General features: G+C 59.9%; 22 protein-coding genes. 13 read left to right on the top strand and 9 right to left on the bottom strand.

All coding sequences use genetic code 11. The features are described 5' to 3' along the window. Window positions 1-53: 53 nt before the first annotated feature. From dnaE to recO, 4 genes are all read left to right on the top strand, one after another. Complete coding sequence (gene dnaE / locus JK213_RS06055; protein ID WP_194262081.1) at window positions 54-3,476, top strand: DNA polymerase III subunit alpha; 3,423 nt, start codon at window positions 54-56, stop codon at window positions 3,474-3,476. A 196-nt stretch (window positions 3,477-3,672) separates the two neighbouring features. Beyond that, entirely contained in the window at window positions 3,673-4,470 is a 798-nt protein-coding gene (gene rpsB / locus JK213_RS06060; protein ID WP_099286443.1) for a 30S ribosomal protein S2, read from the top strand. A gap of 101 nt (window positions 4,471-4,571) precedes the next feature. Further along, complete coding sequence (gene tsf, locus JK213_RS06065) at window positions 4,572-5,480, top strand: translation elongation factor Ts (protein WP_099286442.1); 909 nt, start codon at window positions 4,572-4,574, stop codon at window positions 5,478-5,480. Window positions 5,481-5,608: 128 nt separating this feature from the next. After that, the gene (recO, locus tag JK213_RS06070) at window positions 5,609-6,376 is read left to right on the top strand and encodes a DNA repair protein RecO (RefSeq protein WP_194262080.1); all 768 of its coding nucleotides are present in this window, start codon (window positions 5,609-5,611) and stop codon (window positions 6,374-6,376) included. On the opposite strand, the gene JK213_RS06075 is transcribed toward recO, so the two are convergent. Next, window positions 6,370-6,846 carry a hypothetical protein gene (locus tag JK213_RS06075; RefSeq protein WP_194262079.1) on the bottom strand — a complete coding sequence of 159 codons (477 nt, stop codon included), beginning with the start codon at window positions 6,844-6,846 and terminating at the stop codon, window positions 6,370-6,372. The two genes, recO and JK213_RS06075, sit on opposite strands and share 7 nt — an antisense overlap. Here JK213_RS06075 and parC point away from each other — a divergent pair. Next, window positions 6,823-9,030: a DNA topoisomerase IV subunit A gene (gene parC, locus JK213_RS06080; protein WP_194262078.1), complete on the top strand. Its 2,208-nt coding sequence runs from the start codon at window positions 6,823-6,825 to the stop codon at window positions 9,028-9,030. The two genes, JK213_RS06075 and parC, sit on opposite strands and share 24 nt — an antisense overlap. 6 nt (window positions 9,031-9,036) lie before the next feature. Here the strand turns inward: parC and JK213_RS06085 are convergent, their stop codons facing one another. After that, window positions 9,037-9,759, bottom strand: a complete 723-nt coding sequence (locus JK213_RS06085; protein WP_194262077.1) for an arginyltransferase — start codon at window positions 9,757-9,759, stop codon at window positions 9,037-9,039. Window positions 9,760-9,890: 131 nt separating this feature from the next. Between JK213_RS06085 and cls the strand changes: the two genes are divergently transcribed. Continuing rightward, on the top strand, window positions 9,891-11,303 hold the full coding sequence (gene cls / locus JK213_RS06090) for a cardiolipin synthase (RefSeq protein ID WP_194262076.1): 1,413 nt from the start codon (window positions 9,891-9,893) through the stop codon (window positions 11,301-11,303). 6 nt (window positions 11,304-11,309) lie between these two features. Here cls and JK213_RS06095 read toward each other — a convergent pair whose 3' ends face one another. Both JK213_RS06095 and JK213_RS06100 read right to left on the bottom strand, forming a co-directional pair. Next, window positions 11,310-11,936 carry an endonuclease/exonuclease/phosphatase family protein gene (locus JK213_RS06095; protein ID WP_062029707.1) on the bottom strand — a complete coding sequence of 209 codons (627 nt, stop codon included), beginning with the start codon at window positions 11,934-11,936 and terminating at the stop codon, window positions 11,310-11,312. Further along, the gene (locus tag JK213_RS06100; RefSeq protein ID WP_099286437.1) at window positions 11,933-13,012 is read right to left on the bottom strand and encodes an AI-2E family transporter; all 1,080 of its coding nucleotides are present in this window, start codon (window positions 13,010-13,012) and stop codon (window positions 11,933-11,935) included. The genes JK213_RS06095 and JK213_RS06100 overlap by 4 nt, the downstream gene beginning before the upstream one ends. A 129-nt stretch (window positions 13,013-13,141) precedes the next feature. On the opposite strand from JK213_RS06100, the gene JK213_RS06105 reads away from it, so the two are divergent. Both JK213_RS06105 and metC read left to right on the top strand, forming a co-directional pair. Then, window positions 13,142-13,978 carry a sulfurtransferase gene (locus tag JK213_RS06105; protein ID WP_194262211.1) on the top strand — a complete coding sequence of 279 codons (837 nt, stop codon included), beginning with the start codon at window positions 13,142-13,144 and terminating at the stop codon, window positions 13,976-13,978. A 2-nt stretch (window positions 13,979-13,980) separates the two neighbouring features. Further along, window positions 13,981-15,192: a cystathionine beta-lyase gene (metC, locus tag JK213_RS06110; RefSeq protein WP_194262075.1), complete on the top strand. Its 1,212-nt coding sequence runs from the start codon at window positions 13,981-13,983 to the stop codon at window positions 15,190-15,192. 3 nt (window positions 15,193-15,195) lie between these two features. Here metC and JK213_RS06115 read toward each other — a convergent pair whose 3' ends face one another. The 3 genes from JK213_RS06115 to JK213_RS06125 form a co-directional block, all read right to left on the bottom strand. Continuing rightward, window positions 15,196-16,698, bottom strand: coding sequence for a YifB family Mg chelatase-like AAA ATPase (locus JK213_RS06115; RefSeq protein WP_211571306.1), 1,503 nt, complete (start codon window positions 16,696-16,698; stop codon window positions 15,196-15,198). A gap of 50 nt (window positions 16,699-16,748) precedes the next feature. Then, complete coding sequence (serA, locus tag JK213_RS06120) at window positions 16,749-17,999, bottom strand: phosphoglycerate dehydrogenase (RefSeq protein WP_194262073.1); 1,251 nt, start codon at window positions 17,997-17,999, stop codon at window positions 16,749-16,751. 139 nt (window positions 18,000-18,138) lie between these two features. Then, entirely contained in the window at window positions 18,139-18,927 is a 789-nt protein-coding gene (locus JK213_RS06125) for an inositol monophosphatase family protein (protein ID WP_194262072.1), read from the bottom strand. Between the two features lie 75 nt (window positions 18,928-19,002). Between JK213_RS06125 and JK213_RS06130 the strand changes: the two genes are divergently transcribed. From JK213_RS06130 to smpB, 4 genes are read left to right on the top strand one after another with little or no spacing between them, the layout of a single operon-like run. Then, window positions 19,003-19,728 carry a 3-deoxy-manno-octulosonate cytidylyltransferase gene (locus JK213_RS06130; protein ID WP_194262210.1) on the top strand — a complete coding sequence of 242 codons (726 nt, stop codon included), beginning with the start codon at window positions 19,003-19,005 and terminating at the stop codon, window positions 19,726-19,728. Further along, on the top strand, window positions 19,728-20,564 hold the full coding sequence (locus tag JK213_RS06135; RefSeq protein ID WP_194262071.1) for a prephenate dehydratase: 837 nt from the start codon (window positions 19,728-19,730) through the stop codon (window positions 20,562-20,564). The genes JK213_RS06130 and JK213_RS06135 overlap by 1 nt, the downstream gene beginning before the upstream one ends. A gap of 35 nt (window positions 20,565-20,599) precedes the next feature. Continuing rightward, complete coding sequence (gene dapA, locus JK213_RS06140; protein ID WP_194262209.1) at window positions 20,600-21,493, top strand: 4-hydroxy-tetrahydrodipicolinate synthase; 894 nt, start codon at window positions 20,600-20,602, stop codon at window positions 21,491-21,493. A gap of 8 nt (window positions 21,494-21,501) precedes the next feature. After that, window positions 21,502-21,999 (top strand): SsrA-binding protein SmpB, encoded by a 498-nt coding sequence (gene smpB / locus JK213_RS06145; RefSeq protein WP_062031523.1) that lies wholly within the window; start codon window positions 21,502-21,504, stop codon window positions 21,997-21,999. 134 nt (window positions 22,000-22,133) lie between these two features. Here the strand turns inward: smpB and JK213_RS16055 are convergent, their stop codons facing one another. Then, window positions 22,134-22,829, bottom strand: a complete 696-nt coding sequence (locus tag JK213_RS16055) for a cold-shock protein (RefSeq protein WP_194262070.1) — start codon at window positions 22,827-22,829, stop codon at window positions 22,134-22,136. A gap of 277 nt (window positions 22,830-23,106) precedes the next feature. On the opposite strand from JK213_RS16055, the gene JK213_RS06155 reads away from it, so the two are divergent. Beyond that, window positions 23,107-24,108 (top strand): lipid A deacylase LpxR family protein, encoded by a 1,002-nt coding sequence (locus JK213_RS06155; RefSeq protein WP_194262069.1) that lies wholly within the window; start codon window positions 23,107-23,109, stop codon window positions 24,106-24,108. A gap of 58 nt (window positions 24,109-24,166) precedes the next feature. Here the strand turns inward: JK213_RS06155 and JK213_RS06160 are convergent, their stop codons facing one another. Then, a complete protein-coding gene (locus JK213_RS06160; protein ID WP_228125431.1) occupies window positions 24,167-25,870 on the bottom strand; it encodes a bifunctional diguanylate cyclase/phosphodiesterase in 1,704 nt (567 codons plus the stop codon). Window positions 25,871-25,874 lie beyond the last annotated feature (4 nt).

Here is a 25,874-nt window from a genome sequence, read left to right on the forward strand (position 1 = left end):
GACAGGTCTCAAAAACCCCTGCATCCGATGTCCGTCCCTGATAGACTTGCGGCATGTCTCATGCCGATTTTGTTCATCTCAGAAATCACTCTGCCTATTCCCTGAGCCAGGGCGCAATCCGGATTCCGGACCTCGTGAGTCTGGCCGCTAAAAATGCCATGCCCGCCGTGGCCCTTACGGATAGCGGCAATCTCTTCGGAGCGCTTGAGTTCTCGCTCTACTGTCGAAGCAACGGTGTGCAGCCGATCGTGGGCTGCCAGATTTCGCTTCCACCCCGCTCGACCAAACCGGGAGCGGCTTCCGAGCCTCTGGTTATTCTGGCGCGGAACGAAGAAGGTCTCGCAAATCTTCAGATACTGTCTTCCGAAGGGTTTCTGAACGGCGATCCTGCTGATCCCTCAATCGCGATAGAATTTCTCTGCCAGCATGCGGCAGGGCTGTTTCTGCTGACGGGCGGCAATCGCGGCCCGATCAACAGGCTGATCTTGGAAGAGCAGAAGTCTGAGGCAAAAGCACTTTTGACACGGTTGGAAGAGGCTTTCCGGGGGAATATCGCAGTCGAACTGAACCGACTTGGAGAGGCTGGGGAGCAGGAGGTCGAGAGCGTTCTCATCCCGATGGCGGACGAGATGAACATTCCTCTGGTGGCGACCAATGAGTGCTTCTTCCCCAAGCCTGAAATGCACGAGGCCCATGATGCGCTTTTGTGCATCGCGCAGGGACGGACCATTGCAGAAGACGATCGCTGGCATGTCTCTCCGCAGGCGTGGTTCAAAACCCCTGCGGAAATGCGGGCTGTTTTTCATGATTTGCCAGAGGCCTGCGACAACACGCTGATTATTGCGCAAAAATGTGCCGTGGCAGCCTGTACGCGCAAACCGCTTCTGCCAATCTGCCCGAAGGTCCGGGAAGGCTCGACGGAAGAAGAGACCCTGCGCGCCATGGCTTGGGAAGGGCTGGAAAAGCGCCTGGAAGCGGTCAATGCGGACGAGGAAAAACGTAAGCTTTACTCCGAACGTCTGCAGGTTGAACTCGATATTATCGCGGGAATGGGTTTCCCCGGTTACTTCCTGATCGTTGCCGACTTTATTCAGTGGGCGAAAGCGCACGACATTCCGGTCGGCCCGGGGCGTGGGTCAGGCGCAGGGTCGCTTGTGGCCTATGCGCTGACGATTACGGATATTGATCCCATTCCGTTTGGATTGCTGTTTGAGAGGTTTCTAAACCCCGAGCGTGTGTCCATGCCGGATTTCGATATCGACTTCTGTCAGGACCGTCGCGATGAGGTGATCCGTTATGTGCGCGAGGAATACGGCGGAAGCCGGGTGGCGCAGATCATCACCTTCGGAAAACTCCAAGCCAAGGCAGCGGTGCGGGACGTGGGCCGTGTGTTGGGGCTGCCTTATGGCATGGTCAATCGTGTTGCCGAACTGATCCCGAACAATCCGGCCAAGCCTGTATCGCTTTCGGACGCGATTGACGGAGAGCCGCGGCTTCAGGAAATGCGCGACAGTGATGAGTCGCTCAAACGCCTGATGGAAATCGCGTTGCAGCTCGAAGGGCTGTACCGTCACGCCTCCACCCATGCTGCAGGTGTGGTGATTGGTGATCGGGAACTGGTGGAACTCGTCCCACTGTATCGCGACCCGAAGAGCGACATGCTCGTGACGCAGTACAATATGAAGTATGTCGAGCAGGCCGGTCTGGTGAAGTTCGACTTCCTCGGCCTGACCACGCTTACGATCCTTAAGCGTGGTCTGGATTTCCTTAAAGAACAGGGTATTACAGTCGATCTCTCACGGATTCCGCTGGATGATGCCAAAACCTTCGAGATGCTGGCCAAGGGCGATACCGCCGGTGTGTTCCAGTTCGAAGGCGCCGGCATGCGCGACATGCTCAAGCAGATGGCGGCCAGCAGGCTCGAAGATCTGATTGCGGGCGTCTCGCTGTACCGTCCGGGACCAATGGCCAATATTCCGGATTACTGCCGACGCAAGCACGGCGAGCATTGGGAGCCTCCGCACGAGGAAATCCGCGACATTCTTGAAGAGACCTATGGCATCATGGTTTATCAGGAACAGGTCATGCAGATCGCGCAGAAGATGGCGGGCTACAGTCTGGGTGGCGCTGATCTGCTGCGGCGCGCGATGGGCAAGAAGATTGCCTCTGAAATGGAAAAACAGCGCGCGATTTTCACGGAAGGTGCCACAGCCCGCGGTATTCCGCAGGATAAGGCAGTCGAAGTCTTTGATCTTATGGCTCGTTTTGCCGATTACGGCTTCAACAAGTCGCATGCGGCTGCCTATGCGCTGGTGTCCTATCAGACGGCCTGGATGAAAGCGAACCATCCTGTGGCGTTCCTTGCCGGCTGCATGTCTCTGGCACGGGAAAAAACTGACAAGCTGGCAGCATTGTGTCAGGAAGCGCGCCGGATGAAAATTCCCGTGTTGCCCGTTGATATCAATAAATCTATGGCAGATTTTTCCATCGAGATGATGGAGGACGGACAACAGGGTATTCGCTATGCGCTTTCCGCGATCAAGCGTGTAGGAGCCGTGGCGATGGAAAGTGTCGTTGCTTCGCGCGGGGATCGTCCGTTTCAGGATCTGACGGATTTCTCGGAACGCTGTGATCCGAAGAGCCTGAACAAGATCCAGATCGAAAGTCTTGCAAAAGCTGGAGCTTTCGACAGTCTTCTTAAAGAGAGGCACATTGTTTTTGCCAGCGCTGACATTCTCCTGCGACGGGCTCAGGCGCGTGCTCAGGAAGAAAAAGTAGGTCAGACGGGCCTGTTTGGTGGCGCTGGGCAGGAACGTGAAATCCTGCGCCTGAACGAGGGGCGGCCGTGGCCGGATTTCGAGCGTCTTTCGCTTGAGGCTTCGTCTATTGGTTTTCACATGAGCGCCCATCCGCTCGATGCCTATCGCAGCGTGTTGCGAAGGCTTGGGGTCACACCCTCTAACGCTCTGGAAAATGCTGCAAAAACAGGCACTACGCGCGTCAAGATTGCAGGCTGTGTCGTCGATCGGAAGGAACGACCGACCCGGACCGGCAAAAAGATGGCGTGGGTCAATCTGTCCGATAGCGGCGGAGGATGCGAGGTCACGCTCTTCTCGGAAACGCTGATTTCCTGCCGGGATCTGCTGGTGGCCGGCCAGGCCATTCTGGTGAATGCCGAACTCAAGATTGACGGGGATGCGCTGCGGATTACGGCTCAGAGCGTCATTGATCTTGAGGCCGCGGCGGCGGCAGAGCGGTCAGAAATTCGAGTCTGGTTGAAGCAGGAAAGTGCTCTGTCCGAACTCACGGCGCTTCTGGAAGAAGTTCAGGGTGGATTTGGTCGGGTGAAGCTCCTGCCGTCCGTCGAGGAAACGCAGGACGTGGAAATCTCCATTCCGGGGCTGTATCGCGTGACCCCCCGTCTGGCGGAGCGGCTGCGGACAATTCGCGGCGTGGAAAAAGCGCAGCAGGTCTGATCCTGCGTGTGGATATTGTGTGAAATCCTGCGGACAGACCTTGCGTCCGCAGGGATTTTCCGCCATATCGCGACCGTTCTTTGTCGGGATCTGTCCTGACGGGAGCAATCCGCACGCATGGCTCTCGGGTTTTCTGGTGTCCTTTAAGGGGACGTTGCCATGCGGAGGTTCAACCAGACGCAAGGAATTCTGAATCATGGCAATGCCTGATTTCACCATGCGCCAGCTGCTCGAAGCCGGCGTTCATTTCGGTCACCACACCCGTCGCTGGAACCCGGCCATGGCGCCGTACCTGTTCGGTGTGCGCAACCAGGTTCACATCATCGACCTGCAGCAGACGGTTCCGATGCTGGACCGCGCCCTGAAGGTTGTCCGTGACACCGTTGCCAATGGTGGCCGCGTTCTGTTCGTTGGCACCAAGCGCGCTGCGGCTGACCATGTTGCTGAAGCTGCACAGCGTTGCGGCCAGTACTACGTCAACCACCGCTGGCTCGGCGGCATGCTGACCAACTGGAAGACCATCACGGGCTCCATCAAGCGTCTGCGCCAGATCGACGAAATGCTGGCTGGCGGCACGGCTGGCCTGACGAAGAAGGAAGTTCTCGACATCACGCGTGACCGCGAGAAGCTCGAGCGTTCCCTCGGCGGCATCAAGGAAATGGGTGGCCTGCCCGACCTGCTGTTCGTGATCGACACGAACAAGGAAAAGCTGGCGATCGAAGAAGCCACGAAGCTTGGCATTCCGGTCATCGGCGTTCTGGACAGCAACTCCAACCCTGCTGGCGTGACCTATCCGATCCCGGGCAACGATGACGCCATCCGCGCCATCACCCTGTATTGCGATCTGGTTTCCGGTGCGGTTCTCGACGGTATTTCCGCCGAGCTGGCTGCTTCGGGTCAGGACATCGGTGCTGCCGAAGAACTGCCGGCTGAGACGGCTGTTCTGGAAGCCGCCGCTGCTGAAGGCGCAGAAGCTCCCGCTTCCGCAGGCTGAACAGACTGCCGGGGTCCGGTCATGGAAAACGGCAACTGAAACATGGCATGCGGTCGGGCGAGTTCGTCCGGCCGCATGATCTTTTTTGAGGGATGAGATAAATGGCAGAAATCACAGCAGCCCTGGTTCGCGAACTGCGCGAAGCCACTGGCGCAGGCATGATGGATTGCAAGAAGGCCCTGACGGAAGCTGCAGGCGACATGGACGCCGCCATCGACTGGCTGCGCACGAAGGGTCTGTCCCAGGCTGCAAAGAAGTCCGGCCGTACGACGGCTGAAGGTCTGGTCGGCGTTGTGTCTGGCAAGAACCGCGCCGCTATGGTCGAAGTCAACGCCGAGACGGACTTCGTGGGCCGTAACGAAGCCTTCCAGGCATTCGTCGAGCAGGTTGCTCATGTTGCTCTCGAAGTCGGTGACGATCTGGACACCATCAAGGCTGCCAAGGTTCCGTCCGGCCGTACGGTTGCTGACGAACTGACGCACCTGATCGCAACGATTGGCGAGAACATGGCCATCCGTCGCGCCAAGGTCCTGTCGGTCGAGTCCGGCGTTGTTGCCAGCTACGTTCACAGCGCCCTGCGTCCGGGTATCGGCAAGATCGGCGTTCTCGCCGCTCTCGAGGCTCCGTCCGAGTCCGACGCGCTGCTGACGCTGGGTCGCCAGATTGGCATGCATGTTGCAGCAACCCGTCCGGCTGCACTGGATGTTGCCAGCGTCGATCCGGAGTCCCTGGAGCGTGAGCGCGCTGTTCTGATCGAGCAGGCTCGTGAGTCCGGCAAGCCGGAAGCCATTATTGAGAAGATGGTCGAAGGCCGTATCCGCAAGTTCTATGAAGAAGTCGTTCTTCTGGAGCAGGTGTGGGTTCTGGACGGCGAAAGCCGCGTGTCCAAGGTTGTCGAGAAGGCTGGCGCAAAGCTGGCTGGTTTCGAGCGCTTCCAGCTCGGTGAAGGCATCGAGAAGGAAGAGAGCGACTTCGCTGCTGAAGTCGCTGCAGCCGCTGGCACCAAGTAAGATTTTCCGTTTCTGCCCTGAGCCGGGTCTGTCTGGTTCAGATCGGACGTGAAAGTCTGTAAAAAGGCCCCCGTGCGCTCTGGCGTGCGGGGGCCTTTTTGTTTTTGGCCAGTGCGGAGGGATTAGGGATGGAATGGGAAGCGGCAGCTCTGGTTCTGTCGGTTCGGCCTTATGGCGAGGGCAGTGCGCTGGTCCATCTGTTTAGCGAGGAGCAGGGTGTTTCGCACGGAATGGTGCGGGGCGGGGCGTCACGTCGGCAGGCATCCCTGTGGCAGACGGGCAATCTGGTTATGGCGCGCTGGAGGGCGCGACTGGCGGACCAGCTCGGTACACTGACAGCCGAGCCCGTGCAGTGCGTAGCAGGGCGTATTCTGGATGCGCCGCTCCAGCTTGAGATGGTGAGCAGTGCGTGTGCTCTGGTGGATGGAGCACTGCCGCAGGGTGAGGCGCATCCGGAACTGTTCATGCGGCTGGTGCGACTTCTGACGCTGATCAGTGTGGCTCCGGATCCGGCCCCGATGGGCGCCTATCTGCGTTGGGAAAGCCAGCTTCTGGCCGGACTGGGCTATGGGCTTGATCTTTCGGACTGTGCTGTGACGGGCGCGCGGGAAGATCTGGTATATGTGTCTCCCCGTTCCGGCCATGCCGTGAGTCAGAACGGCGCGGGAGAGTGGCGGGACCGTCTGTTGCCGTTGCCCGCGTTGATGATGAATGAAGCAGACGACGGGACGCCTGAAGACTGGAAAAATGGCCTTGCGCTGACAGGACATTTCCTGTCGCGTTGGGTCTTCGGTGTGCGGCACCAGCCCCTGCCAGCAGCACGGGAGCGGCTGGTTGATTATGTGCAGCGGCTTCAGGTCGTTCCCCCGGATCAGACGATGGACCCCACTCAGTAAAAGACGTGACTGGGGCCGGGACGCAGGCCGCTGACAACATCCACGTCGGCCGTACTCGCCCAGACGGACCAGTCCCAGCCGGGATGCTGATTAATTTCGGCAGTCATGCGCTGTTCCTGTGCAAGATCGACCGGATGACTGGCCCTGTAGGCAGCGTAGGCAGTCTTGTCGCCCATATAGACGCAGCCACAGGCGATAGGATCGGCATAAAGCAGGACCGGTTGCCCGTTTTGCATGCGATAGGCCAGTGTGTCGGGGGGCAGGAGGTTCATCATGGCCCAGCGTGCCGTTGTGTCGGCCGGGTGCGCTGTAAAGCCTGCCAGCGCGAGAGACATCTCGGCTTTCTGGATCGGACGGTATGGTGAACAGGCGGCCGTGCCGACAAGGAGGGCGCTGGACAGAAGGGCACGCCAGTGTCTAAGTCCTGCTCGAAAAAGGGGAGCGCTATGGGAACGGATCTGGCTGGTCATATCGAGGATACCAAGCTCGCTGAGGCTCTGAGCGAGCGATATATTGCGTATGCGATGTCGACAATCATGTCGCGTTCCCTTCCGGACGTGCGTGATGGCCTGAAGCCGGTCCACCGCCGCCTCCTTTATGCGATGCAGCAGTTACGCCTTGATCCCACATCAGGGTTTAAAAAGTGTGCACGTGTCGTCGGTGACGTGATCGGTAAATTCCATCCGCATGGCGACGCGTCCGTTTATGAGGCGCTGGTGCGTCTGGCACAGGATTTTGCGGTCCGTTATCCGCTGGTCGAGGGGCAGGGCAACTTCGGCTCCATCGACGGCGATGGCGCGGCAGCCATGCGATATACCGAAAGCCGCCTGACGGAAGTTGCGCAGGCGCTTTTGGACGGTATTCAGGACGATGCGGTCGATTTCCGTGCGACCTACGATAACGAAGATCACGAACCGATCGTACTGCCGGGAATGTTCCCGAACCTGCTGGCCAATGGCGCGGCAGGCATTGCCGTGGGCATGGCGACGAGCATTCCGCCGCATAATGCCGCCGAAATCTGCCGGGCCGCCAAACTCCTGATCGAAAACCCGGATGTGACGATCGCCGAACTGGTGGATCTGATTCCGGGGCCGGATTTCCCCACGGGCGGCATTCTGGTGGAAGAGCGCGATTCCATTATCCGCTCTTACGAAACGGGTCGTGGCAGCTTCAGAACGCGCGCGCGCTGGGAAGTTGAACAGGGCCGGTTTGGCACCTGGATGATCATCGTCACCGAGATCCCCTATCAGGTGCAGAAATCGCGCCTGATCGAGCAGATCGCGGACCTGATGGAGCAGCGCAAACTGCCGCTTCTGGGCGATGTGCGGGACGAGAGCACGACCGATATCCGCCTTGTGCTGGAGCCCAAGACCAAGGGCGTCGAGCCTGAAGTCCTGATGGAGACGCTGTTCCGCAATACGGCGCTTGAGAACCGTTTCAGCCTGAACATGAATGTTCTGGGCGGGGATCGCGTTCCGGGTGTGTTGTCTCTGAAAGAGGTTCTGCGGGCATGGCTGGACCATGTGCACGAAGTGCTGGTGCGGCGGTCGAATCATCGTCTGGCAGCGGTACTGCGACGGCTGGAGATCCTTGAAGGTTTCCTCGCGGTTTATCTGAACCTCGACGAGGTCATCCGCATTATCCGCGAGGAAGACGAACCCAAAGCCAGCCTGATGGAGACGTTCAGCCTGACGGATATTCAGGCTGAAGCCGTGCTGAACATGCGCCTGCGCTCTCTGCGTCGGCTGGAGGAAATGGAAATCCGGCGCGAGCGGGACAAGCTTGCTGACGAGCAGAAGGCGCTTGAAACGCTGCTGGGTTCGGAGCGTCGGCGCTGGACGCGGATCTGTAAGGATCTGGATGGCACCATCAAGAAGTTCGGCTCCGGCCCGCTTGGGGACCGGCGCACGCTTATTGCGGCGGCACCGGAACCCATTGATATTTCCGCAGCATTGGAAATCGACCGTGAACCGCTCACGGTTCTGCTGTCCCGCGAGGGATGGATCAGGGCGATGAAAGGCCACGGCCTCGATCCGCAGGGACATCGCTTCAAGGAAGGCGATGAAGGCTGGCTGTCGGTGGAATGCCAGAGCACAGACCGTCTGTGCCTGATCTCCAGCAGTGGCAAGGCCTATACCATCAAGGCGGCTGACCTGCCGCGCGGGCGCGGGTTCGGACAGCCGTTCCGGACCGTCGTGGAGGTGCCACAGGAAGACCGGGTTGTGACCCTTTTCCCGGTTTCAGACGAGGGACGTCGCCTGATCGCCTCTGCATCGGGACGCGGGATGATCGTGTCCGAAGCTGGGCTCGTGGCGGAAAAGCGGACGGGCAAGCAGGTCTTCAACGTCAAGGACGGGGATGAGGTGTTTGACTGTATTCCGGTGAGCGGTACGCATGTCCTGACTCTGGGGCAGAACAAGCGGGCACTGATTTTCCCGCTGGAACAGGTGCCGGAAATGACTCGGGGTGCCGGTGTCGCGTTCCAGAAACTGGGCGACAGCACATTGCGGGACATGCGGACCCTGACCCTGTCCGAGGGGCTGTTGTGGCAGGAAGGGCAGCGTGTTCGTGCAACGGCCGATCTGACGCCACTTGAAGGCCGCCGGGGAGCCGTGGGCCGCGCGGCCCCGCAATGGATGCTGCGTAAGGGCTAAGGGCAGTTAGGCCGGGAGTGTCCCGGCCAGCAGGCTCCAGTGCCCGTCCCGAAAAACTTCGGCAGGCCCGAAGGCGGCTTTATAAGCCATCTTTGGGCTGCCGGGGACGTAATAGCCCAGATACAGGTGCTCCAGTCCCATCCGGGCAGTCTGTTCGATCAGCCACAGGATCGAAAACGTTCCCCAAGATGCGGTCAGATCGCTAACGTCATAGAACGTGTAGACGGCGGACAGTCCATCCGAGAGACAGTCGGTCAGGCTGACACAGACCAGCGTTCCATCGGGGCGACGGAACTCGGCCAGAAACGTCTCGACCGGCGTGTTGGCGATCAGCTCGACATAGTCGCGCCAGCACATATGGGCCATGTCGCCATCGGGATGGCGGACAGCCTGATACATCTCAAACAGGCGGAACTGCTCGTCCGTGGGAACCGGAGGCACCATGTTGACGATAAGATCACTATGGCGATTGCTGATTTTTTTCTGGGTCCGGGTCGGGGCGAAGGTTGCGACCGGAATGCGCATGGGTGTGCAGGCGCGGCAGCCGACACAGACGGGCGCATAGGCGATGGCATGGCTGCGGCGGAACCCGGCCTGTGACAAGCGGTTATGTAAGGCAACGGCGTCAGGGCCGACCAGTTCGGTCAGAACCTTGCGCTCTGTCCGGTCGGGCAGGTAGGGGCACGGGGCCGGAGCCGTCGTGTAGAAGAGCTGTGGGCGGTGCTGCATGGAACGCTCTCCTTTTCAGATGACGGGCTGAAAGATGATCCTATCGCAAGGAGAGGGGATGGCGCATCCACGATCTTTGCGAAAGGATGACGAAAGATGATCCGCACGGATCGTCCGTAACAGGGAAATTTATGCTGCACTGGACCGTTTTCCATATTCTCGTGCAGATCCTGCGCTGGGCTCTTCCTCTTTTTGTGACGGTTCATGCCCTCGTTCACAAGCGGAACACGGCGTCCTGCACGGGATGGATCGGCATCTGCTGGATTGCGCCGTTTCTGGGTACGGTTCTGTATCTGATGTTCGGCATCAACCGCGTCCGGCGCCGGGCCCAGAAAATGGTGAACCGTCATCTGTGGGAAGGGCGCGACCCGCTAGCGCAGTACCGACAGACTGTGGACGGAACTCTGGCGCCACTTTCAAAAATGCTGGGCCGTCTGACGGAACGGCCCCTGATGCGGGGCAATTCCATCACCTGCCTGCATGATGGGGACAATGCCTATCCCGTGATGCTGGAGGCGATCGGGCAGGCGAAGACGTCGATCATTCTGTGCTCCTATATTTTTCGTGACGACAAAGTCGGCCAGCGTTTCGCGGAGGCATTGGTAGGGGCCAAACGGCGGGGCGTGGAAGTCCGTGTTCTGGTGGACGGGATCGGGAGCGGCTATTTCCGCTGCGGTATCGAACGTCGCCTGCGACGTGAGGGTGTGGCCTGCGCGCGCTTCATGCACTCGGTCTGGCCGTGGCGCATGCCGTTCATCAACCTGCGCAACCATCGCAAGATTCTCGTAGTGGACGGCACTATCGGCTTCATGGGCGGCCTGAACATCGGCGAGGAGAACATGCTCCGCCTGCGGACGAAACTGCCGGTGGCGGATACGCATTTCCGTCTGCAAGGGCCGATCGTGCATCAGCTTGCAGTCGCGTTCGCATGGGACTGGTCGTTCACCACAGGCGAAGAACTTCAGGGCGAGCGTTATCTGCCTGAGCCGCAGCCGGTGGGTGATGTGCCGATGCGGATCGTCACCTCAGGTCCGGATACGGATTTGGAAAAGATCGAATATGGGATGTTGCAGGCTTTCTCACTGGCGCGGAGCCATATCTGGGTAATGACGCCCTATTTCCTGACGGATGACCGCTTCTCGACAGAACTTGTTCTCGCGGCCCTTCGGGGCGTGGTGATTGATATTGTCGTGCCCAAAAGCAGCAATCACGCCCTGATCGATCACGCGCGGGACGCCAATCTGCGGCAGTTTCTGGATGCGGGCTGCCGCATCTGGATGGCGGACCCACCGTTCAATCATTCCAAGCTGATGGTCGTGGATGATGAATGGAGCTTTGTCGGAAGTGCGAATATCGACATGCGCTCCCTGCGACTGAATTTCGAGATCAATCTGGAAATCTATGACCGGGACGTGGCGAAAGAACTGGCCACTTTCATGGAAACGCATCGCCGAAACCGGCTGACCCATCATGATCTGGACAGCAAGACGTTCCTGATCCGGATGCGCAATAACGCCGTCAGGCTTCTGCTGCCCTATCTTTGAGAGGTGTCAGGCGCCCAGCCTGAGCGTAACGCAGATGGGTCGATGATCCGAGCCGAAGCGTGGCAGAGCGCGAGCTTCCATCCGCGCCAGCCCACGCACGAGGCATCGGTCCAGCCGTAGGGGAAGATGGTTCAGCATCCGATGCGTCTTTTCCTGCGGACCGACATCGAGAAATCCGGGAAGCAGGACAGGGCCGACCAGATTGAAATCGCCCATGATGACAGCGCGGTGTCGCATATTGGTGCTGATGCTGCGAAGCTGCCGCCGGTTGAGCAGTTGGCCGTGAGACAGATGGACGTTGGCGAGCGAAAAGCTGCCGAAATCAATAAGCTGTGCCGTACGTTTGACCAGCAGACCGCGCGGCAGGCGGCAGAATGACGGCGGACGGGTGAAAGGCAGGCGGCTCCAGCAGGCCGTGCCATGTGGACGGCCGGGAAGCGGAATCCGGTCGTAATAGCCGCCAAGGATTTCGGGGAGTTCGTCCACGGCCTCCTGCGCTTCCTGCATCACGACGATGTCCGGATTTTCCGCGCGGATGACGGTCAGAACGTCCTCAAGCGAGGCGCCTTCCCAGCGATAGAGGTTCCAGCTCAGGATCTTGAAAGAGGCTCCGGATTGAGGAAATGCCGTCATTTCGGAGGCTCCGACAGATAGAGAGGGTTACGCCCGCGGTGATGGGGACCGGCGGCAAATTCGCTGGTCAGGGTATAGCCGACCGCCAGCAGGACGGGACCGAGGAAGATACCGACGCCGCCAAAGGTCACGATGCCCCCCAGAACACCGAGGACGGTCAGCAGGTAGGGAAGCTGGGCACCGCGGGCGATGAAGGCGGGACGGATGATGTGATCGGCGCCGGAGATGATGAGAACGCCATAAGTCGCAAGAAAAAGCCCGTGCCCGACGTGATGCGTCATGCCCAGCCAGATGGCGGCTGGCACCCAGACCAAAGGCGCACCGATCGGGAACACCGCAACGAAAGCGGTGATGCCCGCCAGCAGAACCGGGGACGGCACTCCTGCCAGCATCAGACCAATTCCTGTCAGGACCCCTTGAATCAGCGCTGTGCCGAGGATGCCATAGACCGTCCCGCGCACGGTGCGGCCAATGATGTTGATGAGCCGTGGCGTGGTCTGCGGGCCAGCGATACGGTCAATCAGGGCCGCGATGGTGTTGCCGAGCGTATCGCCGTTCAACCACAGGAAGAATGCGACGAACAGCGCCATGACCAGCTCGGCGAGGCCGCTTGCCAGCCGCAGCAGAACTGTCAGAGTGAGATGCGCGATCTGCCCGGCATAAGGGCGCAGGACTTCGGTCGCAAAAGCGCCGACATCATGGCTGAAATGATGCCAGGCATTGACGAGATGCGGGCCTGCCATGGGGATGCGGTTGATCCATTCCGGGGGCGGGTTCGCGCTGGTGACATGCAGGATCAGGGTGTCGATTTCCGAGATAGTGCCGGGAATGTCGTTGATGCCCGCGCTTGTCAGCACTGTCATCGGGACCAGAATGAACAATGCGCTCAGGGCCATCATGGCAAGGGCTGCCAGAACGGGGCGGACATGGCGGCGCATACGCCGATAGATCGGCCATGTCGTAAAGGCTAGAATTGCCGCCCACAGAATGGCCGAGAGAAACGGCCATAGGATAATGCCGCATCCATAGGCGATTCCCGCCAGTACCAAGCCAAGGATAATCCGTTCGGTCGTCATGCGAGGATGCGCTCCTGTCTGGAAAGAGACGGACGACACGGATGGCATGACGGTGTGGGCTGCGTGCTCATGGAACGACACATTGGCACGCTCTGGCGCCGGGCGCATCCCTCGACCTATGGTGTGGTCATGACGATCTCGCCACTTGTTGATGCCGCGACCCTGATCCTCGAGGTCGGCCGGTTCATTCCCCTTGATGCCAGCGTGCTTTTGCCGGGGCAGAAGGGCGATCCCGATTCCGCATTTGTCGCGCAGCACCTTCCGGGTGCTCGGCGATTCGATATCGACGTCTTTGCCGATCCGGAGAGTCCGCTCCCTCATACAGTGCCGGGTGCGGCACGCTTCGCCCGATTGATGGGGGAACTAGGCGTGAGCGAGGAGACTCCGATCGTCTTTTACGACGGTCGTGGAAGCGTGGGGGCGTGTCGCGGATGGTGGCTTGCACGGCTCTTCGGGCATCGAAATGCGCGGATTCTGGATGGTGGTCTTGAGGAATGGGTGAAGGCGGGCGGTCCGGTTGAAAGCGGTGCGCCCACTACGGCTACGCCTGCGGTTTTTCGCCCCCGCCCGCGCTACGGTCTTCTGGCTGGCAGGGGCGATGTGCGTCAGGCGCTGAAACGGCCTGATGCGCTGGTGTTGGACGCAAGAAGTACAGGTCGCTTCGCCGCGACGGTGCCGGAGCCCCGTCCGGGCGTCCGAGGGGGGCACATGCCGGGCGCGCAGAGCATGGACTGGACGCGCCTTGTGGACGAAAAAGGTCGTTTTCTGCCGCCGTCCGAACTCAAAAATATTCTGGAGGCTGCCGAAGGACGCGCCGTTATTGCAAGCTGTGGGTCCGGTCTGACGGCTGCAACGATCGTCGCAGCACTGGCAATCGCGGGCTATGACGACGCGGCTTTGTATGATGGGTCCTGGGCGGAATGGGGGAGCGATCCCGACGCGCCGGTTGTTATGGGAGAGGCATGAGCATGAGTGATCTGGAGCAGCGTGTGAGCGCGGGATGGGGCCGGATGGCATCCATGCTGGTGCGGGAGGGACGCTCGCATGAGCTTCCCGAAACGGGAGAGTTCGTAAACGCGCCGGTCAGCCGGGGTTCGACGGTCCTGTTTCCGACGCTGGAGGCCATGAACAGGACAGATGGACGCAGCCACGCGCACAAGGCGGTGTATGGGGCGATGGGATCGCCGATCCAGCACCAGCTTGAAGAAATGCTCAGCCTGATCGAAGGCGGAACGCATACGCAGGTCGTCAATTCAGGTCTGGCGGCGTGTACGATGCCGCTTCTGGCGTTTCTCGGCTGTGGCGATCACCTGCTTCTGCCCGATTCGGTTTACGGTCCCACGCGACGTTTTGCAGGGACAATGCTTCAGCGGCTGGGCGTAGTGACAACCTATTATCCGCCCATGGCCTCACGCGCCGAAATCGAGGCGCTCATCCGCCCCGAGACGAAGGTTCTCTTTGCCGAAAGCCCGGGCAGCCATACGTTCGAGGTGCAGGACGTGCCGATGCTAGCCGAAGTGGCGCATGAGGCCGGGGCGTTGCTCATGCTGGACAACACCTGGGGGATCGGCGTGTTTCAGCCCTTCGTTCATGGTGTGGACGTGTCGATTCAGGCCCTGACGAAATACCCCGCCGGGCATTCGGACGTCATTATGGGGTCGGTCACGGTCAATGACGAAGCGCACTGGAAAACGTTGCGTGATGCAGCAATCCAGCTCGGACAGTGCGCGGGGCCAGATGACTGCTGGCTGACGCTGCGCGGCCTGCGGACGATGGGCGTGCGGCTGGCGCATCAGGCGCGTTCGGCTCTGGACATCGCGCAGTGGCTCAAAGCGCGCCCTGAAGTCGCGCGGGTTCTGCATCCGGCGCTTGAAGACTGTCCGGGGCATGAGTTCTGGAAACGGGACTTTACGGGTGCCTGCGGGTTGTTTGGGGTGGAGCTTCAGCCGGGCATTTCCGTCGAAGCGACCGAACGGATGATCGACGGACTCAGCCTGTTCGGGATCGGGGCGTCGTGGGGGGGTTATGAAAGCCTCGTCCTGCCGACGACCGGGCATATCCGGCGCGTCACGGGTGAGGGCGGCCCGACATCCGCAACCTTCCGCCTCCATATCGGGCTTGAAGACGTTGAGGACCTGAAGACCGATCTGGCGCGTGGACTGGATGGCCTTCAGTTCTGAACCTTAGCGGCGGCGGAACGTCAGGGCTTCAGCGACGTGATGGCGCTGGATGCTCTGCGTTCCTTCCAGATCGGCAATGGTGCGGGAGACCCGGATCAGGCGCGTGATGCCACGGTTGGACAGGCGCAGCTTTTCGGCAGCCTGTTCGGCGAGAGAGCGGGCGTCATCGTCCATGTCGAGGTCGTCCGGGGACGCCTGTGAGTTCGGAACGCCCTGACGGTCGATCTGACGTTTGCGGGCAGTCTCCACACGGGCGCGAACCGTGGCGCTGTTCTCGCCTTTCGGGGCTCGGCTGATTTCGATCGGAGAGAGCGGCTCGATCTGGACGCAGAGGTCCATACGGTCGAGCATCGGGCCGGAAATCTTGGCCGTGTAATCCTCGCCACAACGCGGTGCCTTACGGCAGCTTCGCTCCAGATCGCCCAGATAGCCGCAGCGACAGGGGTTCATGGCTGCGATGAATTGAAAACGCGCGGGATAAGTCGTGTGATGGGCCGCGCGGGCGATGGAAATGCTGCCAGTTTCGATGGGCTGACGCAGGGACTCCAGACAGGAGCGTGAAAATTCCGGCAACTCGTCGAGAAACAGGACGCCGTTATTGGCAAGACTGACTTCGCCGGGCCGGGCCTTCGCGCCGCCTCCGACGATTGCGGGAAGGCTCGCGCTGTGGTGCGGCGCACGATAGGGCGGCCGGACGACCAGTCTCCCATTCTGTAGGATGCCGGAGACACTGTGAATCCGGCTGGTTTCAAGCGCTTCTTCACGTGTCAGATTGGGAAGAATACCGGGCAGACGGCTGGCGAGCATGGACTTTCCGGCACCGGGCGGTCCGCTCATGAGCATGGAATGCGCGCCTGCGGCGGCGATTTCCAGAGCGCGCCGTCCAAGCGCCATCCCTTTGACGTCCGCCAGATCCGGTCCGTATTCGAGAACCTGTTCACTTGGCAGCGGTGCCGGAGACAGGATCTGTTGCCCCTGAAAATGGGAGACGAGAGCGGCAAGCGTCGGCGCACCGAGAACGTCCGTGCTCCCATTGCCCCAGCGTGCTTCAAGAGCCTGCGCGATCGGACAGATCAGGCCGAGTTTGTCCGCAACGGCGCCGATGGCAGCCGAAAGAACACCAGCAACGGGGTTGATCCGCCCATCCAATGAGAGTTCGCCAACGGCGGCATAGGCCGAGACAGCCTCAAAAGACAGAACGCCCATAGCGCAAAGCAACCCAAGTGCGATGGGCAGATCGAAATGCGCGCCTTCCTTGAGAAGATCGGCCGGGACGAGATTGACGAGAATGCGTTTGGGCGGGAGCGCCAGTCCCATGACTGTTAATGCAGCACGGACACGTTCGCGGGCTTCCCCGACAGATTTGTCCGCCAGTCCTACGACGAGAAACGCCGGAAGGCCGCTGGACACCTGAACCTCGACCTTAACCGGGACGGCTTCGATGCCCGAGAAGGCGAAGCTCTGGATGCGGGCGAGGGCAGGTGAATGCGGGCTGGGACTCGTCATGAGACAAATCCTAGCCCGAAATTATTTCCCGTTGGTTAACGGAAAAGGTTTCAGGAACGCTGGTACAGCAGACGAGCACGGAGTGTGCCATCGAGCGCCTTGAGGCCGTCGAGAAGTTTCGTGTCCATGTCCGGGCCTTCCGACTCGGCTTCGACGACGACATATCCCACTTCACCATCCGTCTGGAGATACTGCGCCGTCACGTTGCAGTTCTGGGCTGCGAACAAATCGTTGATCTGGCGCATAATGCCGGGACGATTGGCGTGGACATGCATGAAGCGTGTGCCGCGCGGGCGTTCGGGAAGCTGGACGCTGGGGAAGTTGACCGACCCGATCGTGGAGCCCACGTCGGAATAGTCGACCAGCTTACGCGCCACTTCAACGCCAATGCGCTCCTGCGCTTCCATGGTGGAACCGCCGATATGCGGCGTGAGAATGACATTCTCCAGACCCTGAAGGGGGGATTTGAACTCTTCGCCGGCCTTCTTGGGCTCGACGGGGAACACATCCACACCCGCGCCCATGAGATGGCCGTCCTTGAGGGCCGCGGCGAGGGCGTCGAGGTCCACGACATTTCCGCGCGCGTTGTTGAGCAGGATGGAATTGGGCTTCATGGCCCGGATTTCCGTCTCTCCGATCAGCAGATTGGTCTCCGGCGTCTGCGGGACGTGGAGGCTGACGATGTCGGACTCGGCCAGCAGGTCATGCAGGGTCGGAACAGCGATGGCATTGCCGTGCGGCAGACGGGGCATGACGTCGAAATACAGAACGCGCATGCCGAAAGCTTCGGCGAGTACGGAAAGCTGTGATCCGATGGAGCCATAGCCGACGATACCGAGCGTCTTGCCGCGGACTTCCCAGGCATTGGTGGCGGATTTATCCCAGCCGCCCTTGTGGCAGGCTTCCGAGCGCGACGGGATGCGGCGGAGCAGCATGACCACCTCGCCCATGACCAGTTCGGCTACGGAACGGGTGTTGCTGAAGGGCGCGTTGAAGACAGGAATCCCTAGCATACGGGCGGCATTCAGATCGACCTGATTGGTGCCGATGCAGAAACAGCCGATGGCCATGAGGCGGTCTGCGGCTTCAAGGACATCCTGTGTGAGCTGCGTCCGGCTGCGGATGCCGACCATATGCACGCCCTGAAGGGCCTCTTTCAGCGCATCGCCTTCAAGCGCGCCCTTGACCCGCGTGACCTCTGCGTAGCCCTCTGCGGCGAAATGGGAAGCGGCGCTTTCGTGAATGCCTTCCAGAAGAAGAATGCGGATCTTGTTCTTGGGGAGAGAGAACTGCGTTTCCATAAATCCGTCCCGGTCATGAACCGGAAGGCTCCGGTTTCAATTCAAACTGGTTCACCAGATCTGGCCGTGACCAGACCGGCCCCGGCTGATGTCTGCCGCCACGTTCGCCGGGGCCCCCTCCCTAGCCGATCAGCGGGTTTCAGGAAAGATGGTGCACGAGTTCGGGAAGCAGGGTTGCGTCTCCGCAGGCCAGGACAGTGCCGTCGCTTTCGAGCGTCAGCCTCTGTCCCTGCCAGTCCGTAATGCGGCCTCCCGCACCTTCCACAACCGGAACGAGCGCACCCCAGTCCCATGGATTCATGGTGCATTCCGCGATGACGTCGATCTGGCCAAGCGCAAGGAGGCCGTAAGCGTAGCAGTCTCCGCCCCAGGACGTGCGGCGAGTGTGTTTCTGCAGATTGGCAAAACGTGGCGCATGAGCGGCGGTCATGATCTCCGGGGCGGTGCAGGACAACTCTGCTTCGGCGGCGTTCGGGCAGGGACGGGTGCCGATCGTGCCAGGCAGGCGATCGGACAGAAACTGCGTAGGTCGTCCCGACACACCAATCCAGCGTTCCCCGGTTACGGGCTGGTCGATCAGCCCGAGCACAGGACGACCTTTATGGAAAAGGGAAATGAGCGTGCCGAAAGTAGGACGACCGGTTAGGAAGGCACGGGTGCCGTCAATGGGATCAAGAACCCAGAGCCAGTCGCCATTCGTGCCGCTCATGCCACTTTCTTCCCCGAGAATGGCATGTTCCGGCAGGCGCTCTGTGAGAATGTCGCGCATGGCCTGTTCCGCCTGACGATCCGCGATGGTGACGGGGCTGTCATCGGATTTCGCATCGGCGCGCAGGGATGTCCGGAAATAGGGCAGGACGGTCTTGCGGGCGATATCCGCGCAGGCCGTTGCGGCATCAATGGCACTTTGCAGCACGTTTTCAGTCATGATTTGTGTCTATTCCTGTCCTGTAAGCGCTGCATGAGATTGACGCCCGTGGTGGCGGGCGGCATCAGAGGAGCCATGCATCCGATCATCGTCATTCCCTCCAGACTTGCTTCCACCCGCCTGCCGCGCAAGCCCCTCGCTGATATTGGTGGCGTCCCCATGATCGTCCGGGTCGCCCGTCAGGCTCTGGCGGCGCAGATCGGCCCTGTAGTCGTGGCGGCGGGAGACGAGGAAATTCTGGAGGCCGTCAAAGGGATATCCGGCGTAAGGGGCGTGCTGACCGACTCGGATCTGGCAAGCGGCTCCGATCGTGTTCATGCCGCTTTGGCGGACGTGGACCCCGATGGCGCTCATGACGTGGTCATCAATCTTCAGGGCGATCTGCCCCTGATTGCGCCTTCCAGCCTGACCGCTGTTCTGAAACCGCTTGAAGATCCGGCGATCGATATCGGAACACTGGCCGCTCCTGTAACGAGCGATGCCGAGCGCGATGCTACGCAGGTCGTCAAGATTGCGTGTGATTTTGACGGGACGGATGTGACGCGGGCACTGTATTTTTCGCGTCTGCCCATTCCATGGGGTGACGGGCCGCATTGGCATCATGTGGGCGTCTATGCCTGGCGCCGGACCGCACTGGAGCGTTTTGTGGCTCTTGCGCCGTCTGCTCTGGAGCGTCGGGAAAGTCTTGAACAGCTTCGTGCGCTACAGGCTGGCATGACGATCGGCTGTGCAAGGATTGACCATGCCCCTCAAGGGGTGGATACGCCTGCTGATCTTGAGCATGTGAGAGGGTTGGTCTGATGCCGGTCATTGCATTTCAGGGCCGTCCGGGCGCCTATTCCGATCTGGCCTGCCGTCAGGCGCGTCCGGGCTGGACAACGCTGCCCTGCCCGACTTTTGCCGATGCGATTGACGCCGTGCATGATGGCCGGGCCGATGAGGCGTTATTGGCCTGCGAAAACACGCTCGCCGGGCGCGTGCCGGACATTCATGCGCTGCTGCCTGACGCCGGGCTTCATATTGTCGGGGAATATTTCCAGCGCGTGGAGCACTGTCTTCTGGGTGTGCCGGGAGCGACGATCGAAGATATCCGGCGCATTCACACGCATCCGGTTGCTCTGGGGCAGGTTCGCAAGTTGGTCAGCGAGCTTGGCGTAGAGCCAGTGGTGCAGTTCGACACGGCGGGCGCGGCTGAAATGGTCGCGCAGTGGGGACGGAAAGAAGACGCGGCCATTGCTTCTTCTCTCGCAGCAGAACTGAACGGACTGACGGTGCTGCGCAGCAATGTGGAAGACGCCTCTCACAACACGACGCGCTTTTATCGTGTCTCCCGCAAGCCTTGCATTCCTTCCCCCGAACGCACAGATGTTCTGACGACGCTCCTGATGCGGGTCGGAAACTGTCCGGGTGCGCTCTATGCGGCATTGGGTGGATTTTCCCGGCATGGTATCAACATGACGCGGATCGAAAGTTACATGCTGGACGGCTCGTTCACGGCGACGCAGTTCCTGATGGATGTCGAGGGGCATCCCGAGCAGGCAGCACTGGCCAGTGCACTCGCAGAACTGGAGCAGGTCAGTGATGATCTCAGAATTCTGGGTGTTTACCCAAGCAGCCTCTCACGGCACACCGCGTGACGGCAGGACAGGAACCCATGACAGAAGACGGAACAATGGCTGACACGAGCATGTATCAGGGGTCGCTGACGGCTCTGGTGACCCCGATGCATACGGACGGGCGGATTGATTTCGACGTCTCGGCCAAGCTGATCGAACGCCAGATCGACGCTGGCACAACGGCACTGATCCCCGCTGGAACGACGGGTGAAAGCCCCACACTGTCGCACGAAGAACATAGCCGTGTTGTCGCGCACTGTGTCGAAACGGCGAATGGTCGGGTCCGCGTCATGGCAGGTGCTGGCTCCAACAGCACGTCTGAAGCCGTCCTGATGGCGAAACACGCTCATTCCGTCGGAGCGGACAGTCTGCTGGTCGTGGTGCCATACTATAACAAGCCCTCGCAGGAAGGGCTGTATCGCCACTTCATGACGATTGCGGATGCAACGCCCTTGCCGATTTTCCTGTACTGCATTCCGGGTCGGTCTGTTGTCGACATTTCGGTGGCGACCATGGCGCGTCTGGGAGAACATCCCAATATCGTCGGAACAAAGGACGCTACGGCCAATATGGCACGGCCGATCTCGGTACGTCGGGCAGTGGACAAGTCCTTCAACCAGCTTTCTGGTGACGACAATACTGTTCTGTCGTTCCTCGCTGCGGGAGGCGACGGATGTATCGGCGTGACGTCGAATGTTGTGCCGCATCTGTGCGCGGACATGCATCTGGCTTGGCAGGAAGGGCGGATCGAAGATGCGATCGCCATCCAGGATCATCTGACACCGCTCCATGACGCGATGTTCATGGAAAGCAATCCGGGGCCGGTCAAGTATGCGATGTCGCGGCTTGGTCTGTGCGGTGCAACCCTGCGTTTGCCGCTGGTCGAGCCTCAGGAAGCGACTCGTCTGGCTGTTGATGAAGCCCTGCGTGCTCTTGAGCTTCTGGACTGAGTGCAGGTATGGCGGGAAAGAAAACCAAGAGCGGCATGATTTCTCACGGCATTGCTGCGCAGAATCGCAAAGGTCGATTTGACTATACGATTCTGGAGACGACCGAAGCCGGGATTGTTCTAAAGGGGCCGGAAGTTAAAAGCCTTCGTCTTGGACGCGCGACCATCACGGAGGCTTATGCAGCTGAGCGTGACGGCGAAATCTGGCTCTTTAATTCTTATATTCCGGAATATCAGGGCGGTGTGCTCTCGCGTTTCGAACCGCGAGCACCACGCAAACTCCTGATGCATCGCAAACAGATCGTGCATTTTCTGGATTCGGTCAGTCGTGCGGGTGCCAGTCTTGTGCCGCTGGATATTCACTTTAACGATCGTGGAATGGCGAAAGTGACGCTGGGTCTGGGTCAGGGACGTCGCAAGGAAGACAAGCGGCACGCCATTGCCGAGCGGGACTGGAAGCGGGATAAAGCGAGGCTGGTCCGCAGTAGTGGTAAGGATTACGGGTAAGAACCCCGCAAAGGCCGGATCAGATCCGGCCTTTTTTTATGGCCTGAGACAGCGCCCGCAATTTTGGGCACAAAAAAAACCGCTGCAGCAGAAGCTGGCAGCGGTTTTTTTAATCAGACCGAAGTCCGGGTCATTCAGTCAGCGCTGATTTCAGCAGCTTCCGGACCCTTCTGGCCCTGAACAACCTTGACGTTGATCGTCTGGCCTTCGTCAAGCGTCGGCAGGCCGGAACGCTCGAGAGCAGAAGCGTGGACGAAAATGTCCTTGCCACCGGATTCCGGCGTAATGAAGCCAAAGCCCTTCGTGGCGTTGTACCACTTGACCGTGCCGCGCATGTCTTCAGCGCGGGACAGGTCCGGAGCCGGACGGCCCGGACGAGCCGATCCACCGAAACGGGGCTGATCGCCAAAAGCGGCGCGCGGGCGCGGGGCTTCTGCCGTGCTCTCGTCAACGGAGAGAACTTCAGCGACCTGACGACCCTTCGGGCCCTGGCCGATGCGGACCACGACGGTTGCACCCGGGTTCACGGCGCTGACACCGGCATTGGTGAGAGCGTTGGCGTGCAGGAAGATGTCGCCCGAACCATCGGACAGTTCAACGAAACCGAAACCCTTTTCGGTGTTGAACCACTTCACGCGGGAGCTGATTTCCGGGCCGGAAGCTGCGACGAAGCTGTTGCTGCGACGGGGTGCGCCGTAGCCGCCACCGCCACCATTTCCACCACCAAAGCCACCACGGTCGCCATAGGACGGCTGGGACGAGTATGTGTCGTCAAACCCGCCGCGGCGAGGTGAGTTGAAGCTGCTGCGGTCGGTTCTGTTGTTTCTCAACGGTCTAATCCCGAGACTGGGGTGCCATGATAGGGCGGACCCTGTCGTGACGTAATTTCAAAAATTTGGAAAAAAACGATGCTGCTTTTCTCCTGCAATAAGCTGTAGCACGGTTTTTTCCTTCTCTGCCACAGGGAATGTCAGGCTGAAACATAACTCGCGCTGATTTTAAGATTGTGAAGTGCCAGCTCGACACTTTGATTTCGGTCGTGGAAATGACATACACACGTTTTCCAGTACTTTGCGGTCCCGGATCCCGCACGTAACAGAGGTGCCCATGCGAAGCAGACTGACTTTTTCCATTGGAGCCACTGCCGTGCTGGCGCTGTCTTCCTCTGCCATGGCAACACCGTTGCAGGACCCGTATGGAACATGGACCATTCAGGGTGAAAATGATGCAATTTCCACGCTGAAAGGCACGTCGGATCAGTATTATACGTCCGGTCTGCGCATCAACTGGACGTCCGGCACCGATAATCTGCCGCGCCCGATTGCCAAGCTGAACCGCATCCTGATGGGAGAAGGCGTTCAGCGCATCAGCATCGGTTTGCAGCAGATCATTGATACGCCGCGCGATACGCAGGCCGATAACCCGCCCCAGGGTGATCGTCCTTATGCGGGCCTGCTGCTCGGAACGGTCAACCTCATCAACGATACCGATCTTTCCCGGACTGTTACGGGAATCCAGTTCGGCATGCTTGGCCCGGCAGGACTCGGGCGTCAGGTCCAGAACGGGTTTCACAAGGCTATCAGCGACACCCCGAGCACGGGCTGGGGCCATCAGCTTGCGAATCAGCCGATCTTTCAGGTTCAGGCTGGGCGGATCTGGCGTCTGCCGGTTCTGAATGTTTATGGCATTCATGCGGATGTGCTGCCCGCGATCTCGGGTGCTGCTGGTGATTACCGGACCTATGCCGATGTGGCGACGACGTTCCGCATTGGTCAGGGTCTCGATAGCGATTTCGGGAACGCAACAATCGGACCGGGGCTGGACGGAACGGATGCGTTCCGCGCGACTCGTCCTTTCGCCTGGTATTTCTATGGCGGTGTTGAAGGTCAGGCCGTGGGATATGACGTGACGCTTCAGGGCAGTACGGTCCGCCCGAATGCGCCGCATGTGAACAAGATATGGGATGTGGGTGAGGTTCATGCCGGTGTTGCGGTGATGTGGCATGGTGTGCGCCTGTCCTATAGCCAGAACTGGCAGACAGCCCAGTTCCAGACTCAGAAGGCCGGCCTGTTCAACTATGGATCGCTCAAGCTGTCCGTGAAGTTCTGACCCATTTAGACCGCTGATCTGAAAAGGCCGCCTTCCATGAAAAAGAAGGCGGCTTTTTTTATGTCAAGGCAGGATGCGGGGTGTGACTGTCACGAACCGGTGCGCCCAGAAGATAGCCTTGGACTTCCTCGCAGCCATTGGCGTCCAGCAGGGCCATCTGGTGCTCGGTTTCCACACCCTTCGCGCAGCAGGTGATATTCAGGGACCGTGCCAGTGACAGAATGGCGTACATTACTTCGTCGGCGCGGATGTCTTCGCCCAAATACTGGACAAAAGCCCGATCGAGTTTGATCTGATCCAGCGGATAAGTCCGCAGGCGTTCCAGCGAAGAATAGCCTGCCCCGAAATCGTCGATGGCGAGGCGCACGCCCAATGCGCGAACACGGGAGAGTTCACGGAAAGCGATGTCGGATGGTCCGAATGGTCGGCATTCGGACAACTCGATCTGCAAACGGCCGGGCGGAAGGCCGGTCTGGGTCAGAACTGAATCGATGAGGGGGGCCAGGCGTTCGTTGACCAGCCAGACAGGCGAGACATTCACGCAGACCCTCAAGGGAGCAGGCCAGTGCAATGCAGCCAGGCAGGCGTTGCGCAGACTCCAGCTGTCGAGCGCTTCAATCATGCCCGCTTCTTCGGCGTAATGGATGAACAGGTTCGGCGCGACTTCGCCGTGTCCGGGGCGCGTCCAGCGTAGCAGCGCCTCATGTCCGACAATCTTCTGGGATTCCGTATCGACGATGGGCATCCATTTAAGGAAGAGTGCGTCGTCCTCGACGGCTTTGAGAAGATCCTGCTCAAGATTGGACGTGACGGTATAGGTGTTGGTGAGTTCTGCGTTTGCGCGGCGTTCATGCCCCCCTCCGGTCCGATTGGCTTCGGTGAGGGCAGCGCGTGCGGCGAGAATGAGCTGGTTCGCATCTTCGGCATCCTGCGGATAGACGCTCCAGCCCGCGGAGATGGAGAAAGGGACAGCTCCCATCTCCAGGTCAACGGGAGTGCTGGAAATCTGCAGGATGGCGTTGACCAGAGTGCGGGTCGTGACGGCTGTTGTGCCGGGCGGGGTGAGGACCATGAAATGTCCTCCCCCGATCGAGCTGAGGAAAGCCCCTTCCGGCAGGACGGCTTTCAGGCGCCGGATCATCTCCGCAAGAATAAGATCAGCCGTGTCCCATCCATATCGATCGTTGATTAGGGAAAGGTGATCGAGATTAAGATGAATGAGGCTGAAAACGGCGCGCCGCGGCAGTTTCCCCGTCCTTTCGATGAACTGCTGCAGGACAAGAAGGCTTTCCTCACGATCGGGAAGAGAGGATTTTCCAGCGTTCTCCGTAACCTCACAGGCAAGCTGCCTGGCCACGTCCTGCAGTGAATCTTCGGCCGTTGGCAGGAAACTGCTACCGTTCAGGCGAATGGCGATCAGAAACTGTCTGCGGTGACTGTCATATGATCTGTTCGTAATCGGAAGCCCGATGAGCGACCAATCTTTGAAAAACGGACATGAGAAAAAGGTTTTGCCGTTTCGTTTTTGCTCGGCTGCGAGAATGATCTCGCCAGCGTCCAGCTTGTAGAGCGCGACTGGGGGCGATCCTGCGGACTGGAGAATGGATGGTATTCCGTTCTCCGGGATATCCAGAAATGCGACCGCTGTTGCGCCTGTTGCGGCCAGAAGCAGACGAAAGAGCAGGGATCGGCTGTCCGGAGAGGAGCCAGAGTATTCGTGGAGCGTCTTTTCCTGAACGTCTCTGGCCGGACTGCCCATCATTCGT

Source organism: Gluconobacter sp. Dm-44, from assembly GCF_018256175.1.
Taxonomy (GTDB): Bacteria; Pseudomonadota; Alphaproteobacteria; order Acetobacterales; family Acetobacteraceae; genus Gluconobacter; species Gluconobacter cadivus.